Here is an 18,738-nt window from a genome sequence, read left to right as displayed (position 1 = left end):
GGTCACCTGCTCGTTTGGCTTCGTTCCGGACATTGGATGCCGCCCCAAGGGAAAGGTTCCCAACTTTCTGTCCCTCCCCTGGGGAGGGGCCAAGGAATGTCCTAATCCGTCTCGATCGGCAGCGCCGGATCCTTCGCCCACTCCCCCATCGAGGCATCGTACAGCGTCAGCTTGTCGTAGCCGAGCTGCGTCAGCAGCAGCAGGTCGATCGTCGCCGAGATGCCGCCGCCGCAATAGCAGATCACGTTCTTGTCGCGGGTGACGCCTGCCGCGGCGAATTTGGCTTCGGCATCGGCGAGCGTCGTCAGCGTCTTGTCGGCATTGGTGAGAACTGCCGCTGATACGTTGACGCTGCCGGGAATGCGGCCGGGCCGCCCGTAGCGACTCGGCTCGAGGCCGCGATGAAATTGGGGACCGAGCGCGTTGACGATAACAGTCGCGGGATCGCCCAGCCGCGCCTTCACTGCATTCTTGTCGACGAAGAAGCCTGCGCGCGGTGTGGCCTTGAAGGTCGTGGCCGGATAGCCCTTCGGGGCGCCTGTTACGACTGGGCGTCCCTCGTCCTTCCATTTGTCGAGGCCGCCGTCGAGCACCCGCGCGTCGACGCCGAGCGAGCGCAGCATCCACCAGACCCGCGTCGACCACATCATGGTGCCGATGCTGTAGAGCACGACGGACTTGGATGCATCGAGGCCGTGGCGGCCGAAGGCGGCCTCCAGCTGGGCCACATCAGGCATCATGAAGAATTGCTGCGCAGAGGCGTCGGAGAACTCGCCTTGCAGGTCGAGAAAATCGGCCCCCGGAATATGGCCGGCCTCGAACGTCTTATCGCCCGGCACGGCGCGATAGGGCACATCGCTGCCTGGCGGCACCGGCTCGTTGTAGGTCGTGCAGTCGTAGAGGCGCAGGTTGGGATCGCCGAGCTGGGCTGCAAGTTGCTCGGTGGTGATGAGGGGTGTCGGTTCGGTCATTCACTCCTCCCTCAGCGTCTCCAGAAACCGCACCGGCTCACCTTGCGCGGCCGTCACGAGCTCGCCCTGCCACATCACGCGGCGGCCGCGGATGAAGGTGCCTACGGGCCAGCCGGTGACGCGCAACCCGTCATAGGGGGTCCAGCCGGCCTTGGACGCGACCCATTTGTTGGTGATGGTCTCGCTGCGCTTGAGATCGACGACGGTGAAGTCGGCGTCATAGCCGGCGGCGATCCGCCCCTTGCAGGCCATGTTGTAGAGGCGCGCGGGGCCGGCGCTGGTGAGATCGACGAAACGCGCCAGCGACAGCCGACCCGCATTGACGTGGTCGAGCATGAGCGGCACCAGCGTCTGCACGCCGGTCATGCCGGAGGGCGAGGCCGGATAGGTCTTCTGTTTCTCTTCCAGCGTATGCGGGGCGTGGTCCGAGCCGAGCACGTCGATGATGCCCTGCTCGATGCCGCGCCAGATCCCGGCGCGGTGATCGGCGCCGCGCACCGGCGGGTTCATCTGGGCCAGCGTGCCGAGCCGCTCGTAGCATTCGGGCGCAACCAGCGTGAGATGATGCGGCGTCGCCTCGCAGGAGGCGACGTCCTTGTGGTCGCGCAAAAATTCGATCTCTTCCTTGGTCGAGATATGCAGCACGTGGATGCGCTTGCCGGTCTCGTGTGCGAGCTTCACCAGCCGCTGCGTCGCCATCAGCGCGGCGGTCTCGTCGCGCCACACCGGGTGCGAGCGCGTGTCGCCCTCGATACGCAGCGATTTGCGGTCGTTGAGGCGGTATTCGTCCTCGGCGTGGAACGCCGCGCGGCGCCGGATCACCTGGAAGATGCGGCGCAGGCTTTCGTCATCCTCCACCAAGAGCGCGCCGGTCGAGGAGCCGATGAACACCTTCACGCCGGCGCAGCCGGGCGCACGCTCCAGCACCGGCAGGTCCTGCACATTCTCGCGGGTGCCGCCGATGAAGAAGGCGAAGTCGCAATGCATGCGGTGATGGGCGCGCTTCACCTTGTCGGTGAAGGTGGCCTCCGTCACGGTCAACGGCGCGGTGTTTGGCATCTCGAACACGGCGGTGACGCCGCCCATTACGGCGCTGCGCGAGCCGGTCTCGAGGTCTTCCTTCTGCTCCAGCCCGGGCTCGCGGAAATGCACCTGCGTATCCATCACGCCGGGCAGGATGTGCAGGCCCTTGCAGTCGATCACTTCCGCGGCGGAAGCCTGCGACAGCGCGCCGATCTCGGCAATGCGACCGTTGACGACGCCGACATCGCGGGTCCCCTCGCCGTCCTGGTTGACGACAGTGCCGCCCTTGAGGATCACGTCGAAACGCTGGGTCATGGCTGAAGGCCTCTCTCGTCCCCAAGCGCAGGGCTTGAGGTCTTGTCGTTTTTGCCTTGCGGGCTTACGTTCCGGAGCAACATGTCGCAAGAGATTTTCGTATGAAATCAGCGTTTCTTCCGGACCGGGGCGTGATCAAGGTCGCGGGCGAGGATGCGCGCAACTTCCTCAATGGCCTCGTCACGACCGATGTCGACAAGCTGAAGCCGGGCCTGGGCCGATTCGGCGCGTTGCTGACGCCGCAGGGCAAGATCATCGTGGACTTCCTGATCACGGAAGCGCCTGCCGGCCATGGCGGCGGGTTCCTGATCGATTGCCTGAAGCCGCTTGCCGACGGCCTCGCCACCAAGCTGAAATTCTACAAGCTGCGCGCCAAGGTCACGGTGGAAAACCTGTCCGACGATCTCGGCGTGCTCGCGGCCTGGGACGGCAAGCCCGCGGCCCAGCCCGACCTCGCCTTCGCCGATCCGCGCAATGGGGACCTCGGCTACCGCATCCTCATCCCCGAAGATCTCAAACAGAAGCTGTCCGATCTGATCGGCGCCGAGCTCGTCGACGCCGCCGCATACGAGGCCCACCGCATCGCGCTCGGCGTGCCGCGCGGCGGGCTCGATTTCACGTACAGCGATGCGTTCCCGCACGAGACCAACATGGACCGCCTTTCCGGCGTCGATTTCGACAAGGGCTGCTATGTCGGCCAGGAGGTCGTCTCGCGCATGCAGCATCGCGGCACCGCGCGCACCCGCAGCGTGAAGGTGCTGCTCGAGGATTTCTCGCCTGAGCCCGGCGTCAGCGTCATGGCCGGCGACAAGCCGGTCGGCACGATGGGCTCGTCGGCGAAAGGAAAGGGTATCGCGCTGGTGCGCATCGACCGCGTCGCCGATGCGCTCGATGCGGGACAGGCGCTGACTGCCGGTGGGCTCGCTGTGAGGCTTGCGGAACCAGACGTCGTGCGCATTCCAACGAAGCAACCCATCGCATGAGCCGTGCCCCTCGCCTGCATCCCGACGGAAAGACGCGTTGCCCCTGGCCCGGCGAAGATCCGCTTTACGTCGCCTATCACGATACTGAATGGGGCGTGCCGGAATATGACGACCGCGCGCTCTATGAGAAGCTGATCCTCGACGGTTTCCAGGCCGGCTTGTCCTGGATCACGATCCTGCGCAAGCGCGACAATTTTCGCAAAGCCTTCGACGATTTCCAGCCGGAAAAGATCGCACGCTACAACGAGAAGAAGGTTCACGCGCTGATGAACGATGCCGGCATCGTGCGCAACAAGGCCAAGATCGACGGCGCGATATCAAGCGCGAAATCCTATCTCGCCATCATGGAGAAGGGCCCCGGCTTCTCGAAATTCCTGTGGGACTTCATGGACGGAAGGCCCAAGGTCAATCATTTCAAGACCACCGCGAGCGTGCCTGCCTCGACGCCGCTCTCCATGCAGATCTCCAAGGAGCTGGCCTCGCGCGGCTTCAAATTCGTCGGCCCGACCATCGTCTATGCCTTCATGGAGGCGACCGGCATGGTCAACGATCATCTCGTCGACTGCCATTGTCACGCGAGCTGCGGCAAGTCGCAGCGCAAGCCGCGCCTCAAGGCCAAATGAGCGCGAAGAAGACGGACCGCGGCGCCGACACCCGCGCCTGGCAACGCATGCTGTCGGGCCGGCGGCTCGATTTGCTCGATCCCTCCCCGCTCGATATCGAGATCGCCGACGTCGCGCATGGGCTGGCGCGTGTTGCCCGCTGGAACGGCCAGACCATCGGCGCACACATCTTCTCTGTCGCGCAGCATACGCTGCTGGTCGAAACCGTGATGCGGCACGAGAATCCCCGCGTGGATCAGCGCATGCAGCTTGCCGCGCTGCTGCATGACGCGCCCGAATATGTGATCGGCGACATGATCTCGCCGTTCAAGGCCGTGCTCGACGGTCATTACAAGGCGGTCGAGAAACGTCTGCTCGGCGCGATTCACATCCGCTTTGGCCTGCCGCCGGTACTGCCGGACGAGATCACGCTGGCGATCAAGGCCGCCGATCGCGGCGCGGCCTATCTGGAGGCAACGACGCTTGCCGGCTTCAGCGAGAGCGAGGCCAAGCGCCTGTTCGGCAAGGATCCCGGCCTGTCCGACAGCGTCCGGCGCGACTATCTCACCCCCTGGACGGCTGCCCGGGCCGAGAAGCAGTTTCTGGAGCGGTTTGGCGCCGTGTTTGCGTGATCGTTGTCGTGGGTTAGAGTCTGCAGGGCGGGCAAGGGGGCCCTTGCCGCCCACTGTTTTGCGCAATGAGACGAAAGTGGTGGGTACGCTTCGCTTTGCCCACCCCGCCAACGCTCGCTATAATCTGCGGAAAAAGGTCCGCCATGATCCACGTCTGCTCCCTCGCCGCCCTTCCCGAAACCGTCCGCCTCACCAAGGCCAGCCACGTGCTGACCGTGATGGCCAATGTCGAACAGGTGGCGCGGCCGGTGTCGGTGCTGCCGGCCAACCATCTCAAGGTGTCGATGGACGACATCACCGAGGAGATGGACGGCTTCGTCGCGCCGTCGGAAACGCATATCGAGCAGGTGCTGAACTTCGTGCGCGGCTGGGACCGCGACGCGCCGCTGGTGGTGCATTGCTATGCCGGCATCAGCCGCTCCACCGCGAGCGCCTTTGCCGCCGTGTGCGCACTCAATCCGAATCGCGACGAGACCGAGATCGCGAAGAAGATCCGGGCGGCGTCCCCGATCGCCTCACCGAACCGCCGCATCGTCGGCCTTGCCGACCGTGCGCTGGGGCGCAACGGCCGCATGCTGCGCGCACTCGACGAGATGGGCCCGGGCGCGATGATGGTCGAGGGCCGCCCCTTCGTGATCGAGCTCGAATGACAGTTGCGCACCACAGCACAGGTGTGCCCCCTCTCCCGCTTGCGAGCAGAGCAATCGCATGCGAGCCTTTACGCAGACGCCTCCACATCGTCATGGCCGGGCTTGTCCCGGCCATCCACGACCTTTGCTGCGGCACGAAGAACGTGGATGCCCGGGACAAGCCCGGGCATGACCAGTTCACGGCCGCACCGGCGATCGCCATCGCATGAGCGAAAAGCTGCTGACGCCGATCGAGATCGGCCTGACCGCCGCGATCGTCGCGATTGAGGATCACGAACCGCTGATCCTCACCGCGCGCGACAGTGACGGCCTGGCCGGCCTGCCGTTCGGCCCGTTCGATGCGCCGAGCCATCGCACTTTCGAGATCGGGCTGCGGGCGTGGGTCGAGGAACAGACGGGCCTGCGGCTCGGCTATGTCGAGCAGCTCTACACGTTCGGCGATCGCGGCCGGCATGCCGAGGCTGGCGACACCGGCGCGCACATGGTGTCGATCGGCTATCTCGCACTGACGCGCGCCTTCGGCGGCGAACTGGCAGCCACGAGTGCGAGCTTCGCGCCGTGGTATCGCTTCCTGCCTTGGGAGGACTGGCGCGAGGGGCCGCCCGCGATCATCGCGGACGACATCATCCCGGCATTGACCGGCTGGGCCGAAGAGGAGACGCCGGAGACGACGCGCGCATTGCCGCGCAAGGATCGGGTGCGGTTCTATTTCGGTCTCGACGGCGCGTCCTGGGACGAGGAGCGCGTGCTCGACCGCTACGAGCTCCTGTACGAGGCAGGGCTGGTCGAGGAAGCGCGGCGCGACGGTCGCCCTGCGGCATTAGCGCGCAAGGCGCTGTCCGCGCTCGGCACATCCATGCGCTTCGACCACCGCCGGATTCTTGCGACAGCGGTCGCGCGACTGCGTGCAAAACTGAAGTATCGTCCTGTGGTCTTTGAACTTTTGCCCGCCGAATTCACACTTACCGAATTGCAGTATACGGTGGAGGCGATCTCCGGCCGACACCTGCACAAACAAAATTTCCGCCGCCTGGTCGAAATGGAAGCCCTGGTCGAACCGACCGGGGTGATGTCGACACAGACGGGCGGACGTCCGGCGGCGCTCTACCGCTTCCGTCGCGACGTGCTTCAGGAGCGACCCGCGCCGGGCTTGCGCGTACGCTCCCGGCGCTAACCCGAGATATGCGTGATCGGCCCCTGCCCGCCGGTTGCCTGGAGGCTTTATGTCTGACGGCCCGTTTGACGTCTTCGCGCTGATCATTGCGATCATCGCCTTCATCATCGCGATCAAGGCTTCCAGCCAGGCGGCTGAACTGCGACGACGGCTAAGCTCGCTCGAAGAGATGTTCCGCGCGCAACGGCCCGTGCAGCCGCCGCTGATCCCCGCAGATGTGTGGGCTGACGCGCCCCCCACAACTTCCGCAGCGCCGCCGCCGCTTGTGCCCCAAGCCGAACCGGAAGCCGAGGCGCCGCCCCCGCTCGTCACCGAAGATATTTCACCGCCTCCGCTCGAAGCGAGCACCGAGGCCGACGCGACGCCGCCGCTGCCCGCACCCGCGCCCGGGTTCGAGGAACGGCTCGGCACGCGCTGGGTAGTCTGGATCGGCGGCCTGGCGCTCGCGCTCGGCGGCTTCTTCATGGTGCGCTATTCGATCGAGGCTGGCCTCCTTGGCCCCGGCGTGCGCGTGTTCCTTGGCGGCGTGTTCGCGCTGGCGCTGCTGGGCGCCGGCGAATGGTCACGGCGCAAGGAGAGCATCTCCAACATCGCCGCGCTGCCGATCGCCAACATTCCCGCTATCCTCACCGCAGCCGGTACGGCGGTGGCATTTGCGACCATCTACGCGGCGTACGCGCTCTATGGCTTCCTCGTGCCCGCGACCGCCTTCGTCCTGCTCGGCCTCGTCGCGCTCGGCACGCTGGCTGCCGCGCTCCTGCACGGGCCCGCGCTCGCCGGCCTCGGCGTGGTCGGCGCCTTCGTGACGCCGATCCTCGTCTCCAGCGGCAAGCCGGACTATTGGGCGCTCTACATCTATCTCGCCGTCGTCACCGCCGCGAGCTTCGGCCTTGCCCGTATCCGGCTGTGGCGTTGGCTTGCGGTCACGACAATCGCCTTCGCCGTGCTCTGGATCTTTCCGGGGCTCGATACCAGCGACCTGCAGGTCGCGCCGCACGCTTTCCATGTGATCGCAGGATTCGTTCTTGCCGCTCTTCTCGTGGTCTGCGGCTTCATGTTCGGCCCGACGATCGAGGACGGTGAGATCCAGCCGGTCTCGTCGGGCTCACTCGGTGCCTATCTGTTCGGCGCGATGCTGATCGTGCTGTCGAGCGCCCATGCGGACCTGGCGCTGATGGCCTTCACGCTGCTGGTCGGCGCGACGCTGCTTGTCGCCTGGCGCGCGCCGGCGGCCACCGGCGCGCTCGGCGCCGCCGCCGCGACCGTCTTCGTCGTGTTCGCCGAATGGGCGGTGCGCGCCAATCCTGACATGCTCGTGCTGCCGGGCGGTCCCATGGCCGACATCGCACCGACGGCGATCGATAGCGCGGTGACGCTGCATCTGGTGATGGCGGCGATCTTCGCCGCCGGCTTCGGCATCGCGGGCTTCCTCGCGCAGGGACGTTCGAACTCGGCGATCATTCCGGTGGTGTGGTCGGTCGCGGGGGTCGCGACGCCGATCGCGATCCTGGTCGCGCTCTACGCACGCATCGCGCATCTCGATCGCTCGATCCCGTTCGCCATCCTCGCGGTGCTGCTCGCCGCCGCCTTCGGCGCGGCCACCGAAGCGCTTGCACGCCGCGAGACCCGGCCGGGCGCCATGATCTCCACGGCCTTGTTTGCGACCGGCACGCTCGGTGCACTGGCGCTGGCGCTGACGTTTGCGCTGGAGAAGGGCTGGCTCACGATCGCACTGGCGCTGATGTCGCTCGGCACCGCCTGGATCTCGATGCAGCGGCCGATCCCGTTCCTGCGCTGGCTCGCCGCGATCTTCGCCGGGCTGGTCACCGCACGGATCGGCTATGATCCGCGCATCGTCGGCGACGCCGTCGGAACCACGCCGATCTTCAACTGGCTGTTGTGGGGTTACGGCCTGCCGGCGGCATCGTTCTGGGCGGCGAGCCTGTTCCTGCGCCGCCGCGCCGACGACGCCCCGCTGCGCATGCTCGAGAGCGCCGCGATCCTGTTCACCGCGCTGCTCGCCTTCATGGAGATCCGCCATTTTGCGACCGGCGGCAACATGACGTCAGCACCCTCGCTGCTCGAATTCGCCCTCCAGGTCTGCATCACGCTCGCCCTGGCGATCGGGCTGGAACGCCTGCGACTGCGCAGCCGCAGCGTCGTGCACAATGTCGGCGCGGTCGTGCTCACGGTGATCGGCGGGCTCGTCGGCGTGTTCGGCCTCCTGCTCCTGGAGAACCCGCTGCTATGGCGCACCGACGTCGGTGGCGCCGTGTTCAACCTGCTGCTGCTCGGCTACGCGCTGCCGGCGGTGCTGATGCTGCTCTTGTCCTATGCCGTGGCCGGCGAACGCGGCAAGGCCTACGCCAACACGATTGCAGGCGGCGCGCTGCTGTTCGCGCTGACCTATGTCACGCTGGAGATCCGCCGCTTCTATCACGGCCCGATCCTCTCCTCCGGGGCGACGACGGGCGCCGAGCAATATACCTATTCGATCGGCTGGCTCGGCTTCGGCGTGGTGCTGCTCGGCGTCGGCATTCTCGTCAATTCGGAGCGGGCGCGGCTGGCATCGGCCGTCGTGATCGCGTTGACGATCCTGAAAGCATTCGTCATCGACATGTCGACGCTGACGGGCGTCTACCGCGCGCTATCGTTCATGTGCCTCGGCATCGTGCTGGTCGCGATCGGCTGGCTCTACCAGCGTATCCTGTTCCGGCGGCAGATCGCACCGCCGCCGGCTTCGCAGACGAGCACGTGAGCGTCAGGCCGCGCGAACCGATTCCAGGAACTGCGCGACCTCGACCTTGAGACGGGTGCTGTCGGTCGCCAGCGATTTCGCCGCCGACAATACCTCGGTCGAAGCCTCGCCGGTCTCGATCGCACCGCGCTGCACGTTGGTGATGTTCGACGAGACCTCCTGCGTGCCGACCGAGGCCTGCTGCACGTTACGCGAGATTTCCTGCGTGGCCGCGCCCTGCTCCTCGACGGCGGCGGCAATGGCCGCAGCCACCTCGGAGAGCCGCTCGATGGTGCCGCCGATCTCCTGGATGGCACTGACCGATTCCTGCGTCGCCGCCTGGATACCCGAGACCTGCGCCCCGATCTCACCGGTCGCTTTCGCGGTCTGCTCGGCCAGCGCCTTGACCTCGGAGGCGACGACCGCGAATCCGCGGCCCGCATCGCCGGCACGCGCGGCCTCGATGGTCGCGTTCAGCGCCAGCAGATTGGTCTGGCCCGCGATGGTGTTGATGAGCTCGACGACGTCGCCGATGCGGGACGCCGCCTGCGACAGCGCATTGACACGGTCGTTGGTCCGCGCCGCTTGCTCGACGGCCTCCGCCGCCATCCGCGCCGAATCCTGCACGCGGCGGCTGATCTCGGTGATGGAGGACGACAGCTCCTCCGAAGCGGATGCCACCGCCTGGACGTTGGTCGAGGCTTCCTCGGAGGCGGCTGCGACGACGGTCGCGAGTTCCTGTCCGCGCTGCGCGGTGTTGGTCAGCGTCGAGGCGGAGGCCTCGAGCTCGGTCGAGGCCGAGGAGACGGTCCCGACCACCTCGCCGATCATGGCTTCGAACTTGCGGGTGATGGCATCGACGCGGCGACCGCGTTCGATCTTGACTTCGGCGTCGCGCGCAGCGGCCTCGTCGGCGGCCTTCTTGGCGATCAGCGCCTCCTTGAAGATCTGCAGCGCATCTGCCATCGAACCGATTTCGGTCTTCTCGCCGCGATGCGGAACGTCGGCCGAGAGGTCGCCCTCGCCGAGCGACTGCATCGGGCGGATGATTGAGGCAATGCCGCGAGAAACGTCGCGCACGAGATAATAGGCGGCGCCGATCGCGATTACGACCGAGAGCACGATGATGCCGACCAGCACGCGGAAGATCATGGCGTAGCTGTCGGCGGCCTGCTTCGTCTCAAGCTCGGCACCGCGGTTGTTGAGCTCGATGCCCTTTTGGAGCAGGGGATCGGCGGCCTGGGCCATCTTCGCAACCTTGGTCTGCAGCAGCTCGTTGGCGTCGACCGGGAAACGGCCAACGCCCTTGCGCGACAGTGCCATCACGTCCTGCACGCCGTTCAGATACTCGGCCCACGCCGTGCTCCATTGCCCATAGAGCGAGCGCTCCTCGGCGGAAGTGATCAGCGGCTCGTAGACCTTGCGGGTCTGGTCGATGCGCGCGCGCAGCGAGGCCAAGCGCTTCTCGGCGGCGTCCTTGCCCTCAACGCTGTCCTGCATCAGATGCAGACGGAGCGCGACGCGCAGCTCGTTGATGTCGGCGCGAAGCGAGCCGAGCGCGCGCACGCTGGGCAGCCAACTCTCCGCGATCTCGACCGTATGGGAATTGATGTTCTGCATGGTGCCGATCGCCGTCACGCCAACGCCGGCGAGCGAAAGGACCAGGACCGACAACACGGCCAGAAGCTTGAAGACGATCGACAATTTCGACATCACGACAAATCCCGATGTTACCTGGCAACGCGCAAATTGTCCGCGCCGCAAACCGCCACGAAGATGGCGAGACGGAGGTCAGTTCAACAATGCTGGCTGGTTCTTGTCCCGTAAGATTGCACACATAGTCGCAAGCAGGCGTTAACAGGGCCCTACGTAAAATTACGGGACAGCGCTGACGGTCGTTATTTCTCCTGCAACCAACTGTTGCAGCTGCACAGCCACCTGATGCTGCGACGCGACCTGTCCACTTGCGACGCAATGTGCGGAAGGCGACGGCTGTCACGCCGCCCGTACCGAATCCAGGAAGCGCGCGACCTCGCTCTTCAGCCGGTGGCTCTCCTGCGACAGTGATTGCGCAGCCGAATGCACCTGCGCCGAGGCCGCCCCGGTTTCGCCTGCGCCACGCTGGACATCGCCGATATTCGCCGAGACTTCGGAGGTGCCATTCGCGGCGTGCTGGATGTTGCGGGAGATCTCTTGCGTGGCGGCACCCTGTTCCTCGACCGCGGCGGCGATGGTTGACGAGATCTCCGACATCCGCGCGATGGTGTCGCCGATCTCCTTGATCGCACCGGCGGAATCTTCCGTCGCGGTCTGGATCGCGCCGATGTGCTGGCCGATCTCGCCCGTGGCCTTCGCAGTCTGCTCGGCGAGCGCCTTCACTTCGGAAGCGACCACGGCAAAGCCGCGGCCGGCCTCGCCGGCACGCGCCGCCTCGATCGTCGCGTTGAGCGCCAGCAGGTTGGTCTGGGCGGCGATGGTGTTGATCAGTTCGACCACGTCGCCGATGCGGGCGGCGGCCTTCGACAGTTCGGCGACGCGTGCATTGGTGCGCTGGGCCTGCCCGACCGCCACGTCGGCGACACGGGCCGATTCCTGCACCTGACGGCTGATCTCGGAGATCGAGGAGGTCATTTCCTCGCTCGCTGCAGACACCGACTGCACGTTCGCGGAGGCCTCTTCGGAGGCGGCCGCCACGACCGTGGCAAGCCCGTTGCCGCGCTCGGCAGCCTGCGTCAGCGTATTTGACGAGGCCTCCAGCTCGGTTGCCGCCGACGAAACAGTATCGATGATCTCGCCGACCGCGCCTTCGAAAGTATCGGCGAGCCGGTGCATGTCGGCCTTGCGTTGCTGGCGCCCGCGCGCCTCAGCTTCGACCTGCTCGGTGCGCAGCCGCTCGGCCTCCGCCATATTGGTCCTGAACACCTCGACGGCACCGGCCATCTCGCCGATCTCGTCTTTGCGCCCGATGCCCGGAACGGATATCGAAAGCTCGCCGCGCGCAAGCCGCGTCATCGCGCCGACCATGCCGGCAAGCGCCTTCGAGATCGAACGTCCCAGAAGGAAGCCCACCGCGGCGAGCACGACGACGGCAATGGCGAAGGCGACCATCATCCACATGCGCACGGCATCGCGGGTCGCAGCTTCCGCAACGTCGGCCTTCCTGTAGAGGTCTTCGACTGTGTTGCGCACCTCGATCATGCTCGGTTCTAACCCACGGAACGTTTTCATCATGCTGGCGTCGAGGGCCGCAGTTTGCTGCGCCGTCTCCACCCACGCCGTGAACTCGGATTGATATTTCTGCAGCTTGGCTGTGATGTCGTTCATCACTGCCGTAGGGATTGCGACGACCTCTATCGCCTTGGAGAATTCGACCGCGGCCTTCTTCATCTCGGCGATGTATTTTGGGTCGCGCCGCAGCATGAAGTCCTTCTCGTGCCGGCGCATCATCAGCATCCAGCTCGTGGACCTGGGATCGTCGATCTCCTTGAGCTTGGCCTCAATGTCGTGCACGGCGGCGCGGAGCGAGCCGGAGAGGCCCAGAGTCTCGTTTAGGCCGAGCCGGGTCTCCGCGGCCACCAATGCGCCGAAGTCCGACGCGTATCGCTTGAAGCCGTCCTGGGCCTGCTTCATCCGGTCGGACAGCGCGCCCAAGCCGCCGGCCGACATCAGCCGCTCCACCTCGTCGAAGTCGCGATTGATCGGCCCGATCAATTCGGCATGTGCCTTGGCGTAGCTCTCGTTGCGGCGCTGCTGAAAGTTCTTCTCGTTGCGGCGGGCCTCCAGCATCTCGATCGAGAGCTGCTTGTCGAGGTCAGCGATCGCACGAGCGCGGTTGGCAATCTCGCGGGAGGCGTCCTGGGAGAGACTGCCGATCTCGTAGATCGCGCCGAAGGCGACGAGACCCAACAATCCGAACAGTCCGATCGCCATGACCTTATGGGTGAGACGAATGGAAGGGCCACTCATGGAATGTGCTCCAATACGATTGATACGCAATACGAGGAGGGCGACTCGGCACCCGGAATATTGCGGAGATCATGACTGCATCGGTTTTCCGGAAGGTTAACCGTGCGGCTCATCGCGTCGCGACATCCAACTGCGAACGCATGCGAACCACCGCGCGTCTTCGCGCGGCGGTTGTAGTCGATCGATGATTGGTGACGGCGACCGCGTCATGCTGCGCGCACGGTATCGAGGAAGTTGCCGACCTCGAGCTTGAGGCGGTTGCTGTCGCCAGAGAGCGACTGGGCCGCCGCCAGCACCTGCGACGACGCCGAGCCGGTCTCGTTCGCGCCGCGCTGCACATCGGTGATGTTGGCCGAGACCTGATGGGTGCCTTCCGCCGCCTGCTGCACGTTGCGGGAGATTTCCTGCGTCGCCGCGCCCTGCTCTTCCACGGCAGCCGCGATGGTAGAGGAAATCTCCGAGAGCTTCTCGATAGTGCCGCTGATGTCCTTGATTGCGCCGACCGAATGCTCGGTCGCGGTCTGGATGCTGGCGATCTGCTGCCCGATCTCGCCAGTGGCCTTCGCGGTCTGTTCGGCGAGTGCCTTGACCTCGGAGGCCACAACCGCAAAGCCGCGACCGGCTTCGCCGGCGCGCGCGGCCTCGATGGTCGCGTTGAGCGCCAGGAGATTGGTCTGACCCGCGATGGTGTTGATCAGCTCGACCACGTCGCCGATCCGCGTCGCCGCCCTGGACAATTCGCTGACGCGCTCAGTGGTGACACGCGCCTGGCCGACAGCTTCGTTGGCCACGCGGGCCGATTCCTGCACCTGCCTGCTGATCTCGGTGATAGAAGACGACAGCTCCTCGGTGGCCGACGCCACCGCTTGCACGTTGGTGGACGCCTCCTCCGAGGCCGCAGCAACCATGGTCGTGAGCTGCTGCCCTCGCTCCGCGGTCGATGTGAGGGTCGACGCCGAGGCTTCGAGCTCGGTCGCGGCCGAGGAGACGGTGTCGACGATCTCCCCGATCGCGGCTTCGAAGCCGTCGGCCAGCTTCCGCATCTCCGCCTTGCGCTGCTCGGCTGCCCGCCTCTCGGCCGCAGCGTGATCGCCGCGCATGCGTTCGACTTCGAGGCCGTTTTGCTTGAAGACTTCAACGGTCCGCGCCATCTCGCCGACCTCGTCACCTCGGCAGGTGCCAGGCACGACCGTCGTGAAGTCGCCATTGGCGAGCCCACGCATCGCAACCGAAATGGCTGAAAGCGGCTTGAGGATCCGGCCAAAGGTGATCCAGAAACTGAGGCCAGCGAGCATCACCGAGGCGCAGAGCAACACAACTGTGAAAACAAAATTACGAGTGCTGACCTCTGCCTGCATCGTGGCTTCGCGGTCAGCGGCCGCGCCAATGGCTTCACCGAGCTTCAGCACTGCATTGATGCCGGCGGTGGCCCGCGTGAAGTACTCGGGTCCCGTGATTCTGTAGTCCCCGCCTTCGCCACCGGCGAGCACAGTCACCCGCGTTTCACCGTAGGCACCAAAATAGGATTTCTCGACCTCCGTCATCGCCTCGCCGATCTGCAGGGCGAGGTCCGAACGCAGCCGCACCGGCAATACCGTGTCCCATGCGAGTTCGACCTTGGCCCGCAGCGCCGAAAGGCGCTCATAGCCCTCCATCCCGAGCTTCGCGCGCGCACCGACGACCCCAGCCAGCAGGGCCCGCTCCCTTCCGGCATTCTCGGCCATCTGAGCTGTCAGATGTCGCAAGCCGATGAGCTGGGCCAGCCTTGCCACGGGCGGGCTGGTGAGTGTTTCGAGCGTCAGCCGCAAGCGGTTGCTCGCGACGTCGATCACCTCCGTAATCGTTGGCGCGAAGCCATCTACGAGGTCAGGCTCGCGTTCAACGCGCGAGCGCGACATTCCCGCGTCGGCTTTCTCACGCAGGAGACGCAGCGCCTCGAATTTCGTCGCTGCGTCCGCAATCTGTCTTTGCCCCGCCGTCATTTCGGGAATCGCGCTGATATCGAGGACGGCTTGGCGAAAGGCCTCGTCGGCCGTCGCGCGCGCCTTTGCGATTTCCGCACGGCGCTCGGGACTGACGACATCAGGAGACTTCAGCACGGCGTTGGTCAGCCCGCGTTCAATCGCCCAATGTCCTGCGCTGCGCAGCAGCAGTTGGGCAACTGCATTGACCTTCAGGAATGCCTCGGACTCTCGCCTCTTGAGGACGGCCTCATAGGCGATGAATCCGGCCGAGGCCAACCCAAGCAAGACCAGGGCAGAGATGATGATCGGCAAGATCGTGCCGATCCGAACATGTCCGAGCCGACTCCACGCGCTGGCGGACTGAGTTCGGACCTGCTGATGATGAGCAGGGCTCAACATGGTACGTTTCCCCCAAAGGAAACACGCAGCCAAGTCCTTGCCGGCTGCATGGACGTTGATCGCCCTTGCCGGAGAATCTATTCCTTGGGGTTACTCATTCTGGTTAACGGGAGGGCTCGGAGAAATACTGAGATTTCAACCCAAACAGTTGAAATGGAAGAGATAATCTCGCCAGAAAGTTGTAAATTTCAGCTTGAGGTCGCCACTGTTTGCTTTTGCAGCCGACGTTCGCCGAAGTCATGCGCGAGACGTTCGCGGCGAAGATCAGGATGCAAAAACGCCCGCCTGAGGAGGCAGGGCGTCTTCCGAACTGTCTGGAACGAGGTTCTTAGGCGGCGCGCACGGTGTCGAGGAACTTGCCGACCTCGAGCTTGAGGCGGTTGCTGTCGCCGGACAATGACCGCGCGGCTGCCAGCACCTGCGACGATGCCGAGCCGGTTTCGCCTGCACCGCGCTGCACGTCGGTGATGTTGGACGAGACCTGATGGGTGCCTTCGGCCGCCTGCTGCACGTTGCGCGAGATCTCCTGCGTCGCCGCGCCCTGCTCCTCGACGGCCGCCGCGATCGTGGACGATATCTCGGACAGCTTTTCAATGGTGTTGCTGATGGCGCTGATGGCGGCGACGGAGTCCTGCGTCGCGGCCTGAATGCCGGAAATCTGCTGGCCGATCTCGCCGGTCGCCTTCGCGGTCTGCTCGGCAAGCGCCTTCACTTCCGAAGCCACCACCGCAAAACCGCGACCGGCCTCGCCGGCGCGTGCCGCCTCGATGGTGGCATTAAGCGCCAGCAGGTTGGTCTGGCCGGCGATGGTGTTGATCAGCTCGACCACGTCGCCAATGCGAGCCGCCGCCTTGGACAATTCTCCGACACGGTCGGTCGTGGTTCGGGCTTGGGTAACCGCCTCGCTCGCGACCCGCGCCGATTCCTGCACTTGGCGGCTAATCTCCGTAATTGAAGACGACAGCTCTTCCGTGGCCGACGCCACCGATTGCACGTTGGTCGACGCCTCCTCGGAGGCCGCAGCCACAACTATCGTCAGTTCCTGTGCCCGCTCCGCCGTCGAGGTCAACGTCGAGGCCGAAGCCTCGAGCTCCGTCGCGGCCGACGACACCGTATCGACGATCTCGCCGACGGCGCCTTCGAAACTATCAGCAAGCTTGCGCATATCGGCCTTGCGCTGCTCGGCCGCCACCTGGTCCTGCCGCATCTTGGCTTCCGCTTCCTGGCGCGCCTTCTGCTCCGACACGACCTTGAATTTCTCGACGGCCGCGGCGACACCGCCGACCTCGTCCTTGCGGCCGAGACCCGGCAGGACAACAGAGAAGTCACCACCAGCGAGCTTGTCCATGGCAACCGTGAGCGCGCGGATCGGCCGCGCGATGGTCAGGAAGGACATCAGCCACGAACCGATGAGGACGAGCACGGCGCACGCACCGACCACCATGCCGAGACGCTCGCTCACGGCCATCTCCTGGCTCGCGGCAGCGATTTCTTCATCGCTCTTGTGCTTGGCGAAATCGGCAATCTCGCTGGTCAAATTGTCCAGCTGTGTGGCAAGCGGCAGCGTCACCTCGCGGATCTGGCGCGCGCCTTCCTCGGAAATCTTGGCGGCGCGGACGGGGTCCGTGGCCGCAACCGCAATGGCCTCGCTGCGAACAGAGGCGTTCTGCTGCGCGCCCTTCAGGTAATCGGCCGACGTAGACTTGAGCTTCTCCATCCGCGCGCGGTTTTCCGGGGCGTGCGACAACCTGAGCATGGAATCGACAACGCCGTTCAGTGCTTTCGACCGCTCCAGCAGAAGCTCGCTCGCCTTTTGCAAGTCACCCTGATTGTTGGCGAGACGCATGTCCCGTACGGCGAGTTGCAAGCCGCGTATCCCAAGCTTGGCTTCGGTAGCCTCGCGCACCAATTCCTGCTGCGCAAGCGCGGCCTGGTTGGAATGCCGCACGTTGTTGTTGCCGATGACCTGGCTCGCGATCATGGCGCCGACGAGAACAACGCCGAACGCCGAAGCTAGCGCGAGCTTGGTACCGATTTGCAGATTCTGGATGAGTCTCGACATGAGGGCGTTTCCCGGGTTGCGCGGCCAAGTCATTGTCGGCCGCCCTCGGCGTTGATCGCCCTTGCCTAAAAACTGAGCTTCAGGTGTGGTGATCTGGTTAACGATCCCCCCGGACAAATACCGGACTTACCGGAAAATCCCTTGAAAAACGGCACGGTCCGCGCGCTTAACAGGTTAACCACACGCGGCGGTAGGATGCCCGATTTCTAGCCAGTGCGACCAAGGGCCTTTTGGCTCTCGCCAATCAAGCTGATCCGGAACACCGGCTCCTTGTTCTCGTCGAGCAGCTCCATGCGCCATTCGGCGTTCTGTTTCAGGCCGCGCGAGATGCCGCCGAGCAAATTGGCACAGACTTCGGTCATCTCGGTCCAGGCCGCGGCGCGGTCCTCGAACTCATATGGCTGGTCGGCAGCACCGGAATAGCGGCCCGTGCTGATTCGGAAGAAGTACAGCGACATCGTTGAACCCTTTTATCGGGCCGCGCCCCCGGCCGTACGCAAACTGGGCGCGAACAGCTACCAACGCATGAAAGCCGCCGTCCGTATGACTACGGCGCGGCGGCTTCGTGTCTGATGGCAGCTCTCAACGACAAAGTGCGCGGACGCGCGCAGCCAACTCACTGGGTCGAGCGGCGCAGCTCCAGCGGGGCGTCGTCCCTGGCGGGCTCCGATCTAACTTGCGGCTTCACCGGCTCGAGCCGGCTACTCTCGACGCGCGGGGTCTCGACACGCGCGGCGACTTCGGTGTTGGGCGTGCCGACCGAACCCGTGTGTTCCGAGGTGCGCAGCGAGCGCGGCCGCGCGACGGCCCGCGCCATCAGCATCTGGTTGCCGCCCTGGTGATGGAAGTCGCAATAGGCGAAGCCCATCCCCGATACCGAGCCGCGGAAACTGCGATCGTCGGTCTTTTCAAGGTTGAAACAGGGCTCGAACGGAATGCCCTTGATCGAGGCGCAGACGTTCTGGCCGCGGATCTGCAGCGTGTTGCCGGGCAGGCGGAGATGTTTCACCGGACCTGCACCCGAGAACTGCACGGCGCCGGCGGCGCCGAGGTCGTCCATGATGCGGCCCGCGCCCCGGGTGCCGTCAAAGCAGGTGAAAGCAAACACCTTCCCGGCGACGAAGCGGCGCGCCTCATCGGCGTTCATGCTTCCAGCAATGGCCGGCGTAAGCGTCGCTACCGCCGTGACCGCCCCCAACACAATACGCGCAAGCATGCTCAACTCCGAACCAACCCCGCAGCGGGCTATGCCTTATCTCT

At 65.2% G+C, this 18,738-nt stretch carries 14 protein-coding genes; 6 read left to right on the top strand and 8 right to left on the bottom strand.

Going from position 1 to position 18,738, the window contains the following annotated elements; all coding sequences use genetic code 11:
• Positions 1-101: 101 nt before the first annotated feature.
• Positions 102-971 (bottom strand): sulfurtransferase, encoded by an 870-nt coding sequence (locus AC0L3B_RS20875; protein WP_085361348.1) that lies wholly within the window; start codon positions 969-971, stop codon positions 102-104.
• Positions 972-2,309: a dihydroorotase gene (locus AC0L3B_RS20870; protein WP_018458826.1), complete on the bottom strand. Its 1,338-nt coding sequence runs from the start codon at positions 2,307-2,309 to the stop codon at positions 972-974.
• A 101-nt stretch (positions 2,310-2,410) separates the two neighbouring features.
• On the opposite strand from AC0L3B_RS20870, the gene ygfZ reads away from it, so the two are divergent.
• From ygfZ to AC0L3B_RS20840, 6 genes are all read left to right on the top strand, one after another.
• On the top strand, positions 2,411-3,292 hold the full coding sequence (gene ygfZ / locus AC0L3B_RS20865) for a CAF17-like 4Fe-4S cluster assembly/insertion protein YgfZ (RefSeq protein WP_247298952.1): 882 nt from the start codon (positions 2,411-2,413) through the stop codon (positions 3,290-3,292).
• Positions 3,289-3,915, top strand: a complete 627-nt coding sequence (locus AC0L3B_RS20860; protein ID WP_085361347.1) for a DNA-3-methyladenine glycosylase I — start codon at positions 3,289-3,291, stop codon at positions 3,913-3,915. Before ygfZ ends, AC0L3B_RS20860 begins: the two co-directional genes overlap by 4 nt.
• Positions 3,912-4,526: a YfbR-like 5'-deoxynucleotidase gene (locus AC0L3B_RS20855; RefSeq protein WP_247298954.1), complete on the top strand. Its 615-nt coding sequence runs from the start codon at positions 3,912-3,914 to the stop codon at positions 4,524-4,526. The genes AC0L3B_RS20860 and AC0L3B_RS20855 overlap by 4 nt, the downstream gene beginning before the upstream one ends.
• A gap of 143 nt (positions 4,527-4,669) precedes the next feature.
• Complete coding sequence (locus tag AC0L3B_RS20850) at positions 4,670-5,176, top strand: tyrosine phosphatase family protein (protein WP_007607206.1); 507 nt, start codon at positions 4,670-4,672, stop codon at positions 5,174-5,176.
• A gap of 205 nt (positions 5,177-5,381) precedes the next feature.
• Positions 5,382-6,350 (top strand): NUDIX hydrolase, encoded by a 969-nt coding sequence (locus AC0L3B_RS20845; RefSeq protein WP_085352597.1) that lies wholly within the window; start codon positions 5,382-5,384, stop codon positions 6,348-6,350.
• 49 nt (positions 6,351-6,399) lie between these two features.
• Positions 6,400-9,108: a DUF2339 domain-containing protein gene (locus AC0L3B_RS20840; protein WP_473380966.1), complete on the top strand. Its 2,709-nt coding sequence runs from the start codon at positions 6,400-6,402 to the stop codon at positions 9,106-9,108.
• A gap of 3 nt (positions 9,109-9,111) precedes the next feature.
• Here the strand turns inward: AC0L3B_RS20840 and AC0L3B_RS20835 are convergent, their stop codons facing one another.
• The 6 genes from AC0L3B_RS20835 to AC0L3B_RS20810 form a co-directional block, all read right to left on the bottom strand.
• Complete coding sequence (locus AC0L3B_RS20835; protein ID WP_166517499.1) at positions 9,112-10,800, bottom strand: methyl-accepting chemotaxis protein; 1,689 nt, start codon at positions 10,798-10,800, stop codon at positions 9,112-9,114.
• Positions 10,801-11,082: 282 nt separating this feature from the next.
• On the bottom strand, positions 11,083-13,053 hold the full coding sequence (locus AC0L3B_RS20830) for a methyl-accepting chemotaxis protein (protein ID WP_026233670.1): 1,971 nt from the start codon (positions 13,051-13,053) through the stop codon (positions 11,083-11,085).
• A 206-nt stretch (positions 13,054-13,259) separates the two neighbouring features.
• A complete protein-coding gene (locus AC0L3B_RS20825; protein ID WP_247298958.1) occupies positions 13,260-15,329 on the bottom strand; it encodes a methyl-accepting chemotaxis protein in 2,070 nt (689 codons plus the stop codon).
• 415 nt (positions 15,330-15,744) lie between these two features.
• Complete coding sequence (locus tag AC0L3B_RS20820; RefSeq protein ID WP_240543332.1) at positions 15,745-17,478, bottom strand: methyl-accepting chemotaxis protein; 1,734 nt, start codon at positions 17,476-17,478, stop codon at positions 15,745-15,747.
• Between the two features lie 206 nt (positions 17,479-17,684).
• Positions 17,685-17,936 carry a DUF6894 family protein gene (locus tag AC0L3B_RS20815; protein ID WP_247298960.1) on the bottom strand — a complete coding sequence of 84 codons (252 nt, stop codon included), beginning with the start codon at positions 17,934-17,936 and terminating at the stop codon, positions 17,685-17,687.
• Between the two features lie 158 nt (positions 17,937-18,094).
• Entirely contained in the window at positions 18,095-18,694 is a 600-nt protein-coding gene (locus AC0L3B_RS20810) for a hypothetical protein (protein WP_247298962.1), read from the bottom strand.
• Between the last annotated feature and the right edge of the window lie 44 nt (positions 18,695-18,738).

The sequence above is a fragment of the Bradyrhizobium sp. Kon56 genome (assembly GCF_055807635.1).
The sequence above is the reverse complement of the archived record's forward strand: the minus strand, read 5'-3'. Positions and strand labels throughout refer to the sequence as shown.

What these genes read in the sequence shown, in the direction of transcription:
- AC0L3B_RS20875 (WP_085361348.1), bottom strand. Translation starts at nt 971, where the DNA reads ATGACCGAACCGACACCCCTCATCACCACCGAGCAACTTGCAGCCCAG.
- AC0L3B_RS20870 (WP_018458826.1), bottom strand. Translation starts at nt 2,309, where the DNA reads ATGACCCAGCGTTTCGACGTGATCCTCAAGGGCGGCACTGTCGTCAAC.
- ygfZ (WP_247298952.1), top strand. Translation starts at nt 2,411, where the DNA reads ATGAAATCAGCGTTTCTTCCGGACCGGGGCGTGATCAAGGTCGCGGGC.
- AC0L3B_RS20860 (WP_085361347.1), top strand. Translation starts at nt 3,289, where the DNA reads ATGAGCCGTGCCCCTCGCCTGCATCCCGACGGAAAGACGCGTTGCCCC.
- AC0L3B_RS20855 (WP_247298954.1), top strand. Translation starts at nt 3,912, where the DNA reads ATGAGCGCGAAGAAGACGGACCGCGGCGCCGACACCCGCGCCTGGCAA.
- AC0L3B_RS20850 (WP_007607206.1), top strand. Translation starts at nt 4,670, where the DNA reads ATGATCCACGTCTGCTCCCTCGCCGCCCTTCCCGAAACCGTCCGCCTC.
- AC0L3B_RS20845 (WP_085352597.1), top strand. Translation starts at nt 5,382, where the DNA reads ATGAGCGAAAAGCTGCTGACGCCGATCGAGATCGGCCTGACCGCCGCG.
- AC0L3B_RS20840 (WP_473380966.1), top strand. Translation starts at nt 6,400, where the DNA reads ATGTCTGACGGCCCGTTTGACGTCTTCGCGCTGATCATTGCGATCATC.
- AC0L3B_RS20835 (WP_166517499.1), bottom strand. Translation starts at nt 10,800, where the DNA reads ATGTCGAAATTGTCGATCGTCTTCAAGCTTCTGGCCGTGTTGTCGGTC.
- AC0L3B_RS20830 (WP_026233670.1), bottom strand. Translation starts at nt 13,053, where the DNA reads ATGAGTGGCCCTTCCATTCGTCTCACCCATAAGGTCATGGCGATCGGA.
- AC0L3B_RS20820 (WP_240543332.1), bottom strand. Translation starts at nt 17,478, where the DNA reads ATGTCGAGACTCATCCAGAATCTGCAAATCGGTACCAAGCTCGCGCTA.
- AC0L3B_RS20815 (WP_247298960.1), bottom strand. Translation starts at nt 17,936, where the DNA reads ATGTCGCTGTACTTCTTCCGAATCAGCACGGGCCGCTATTCCGGTGCT.
- AC0L3B_RS20810 (WP_247298962.1), bottom strand. Translation starts at nt 18,694, where the DNA reads ATGCTTGCGCGTATTGTGTTGGGGGCGGTCACGGCGGTAGCGACGCTT.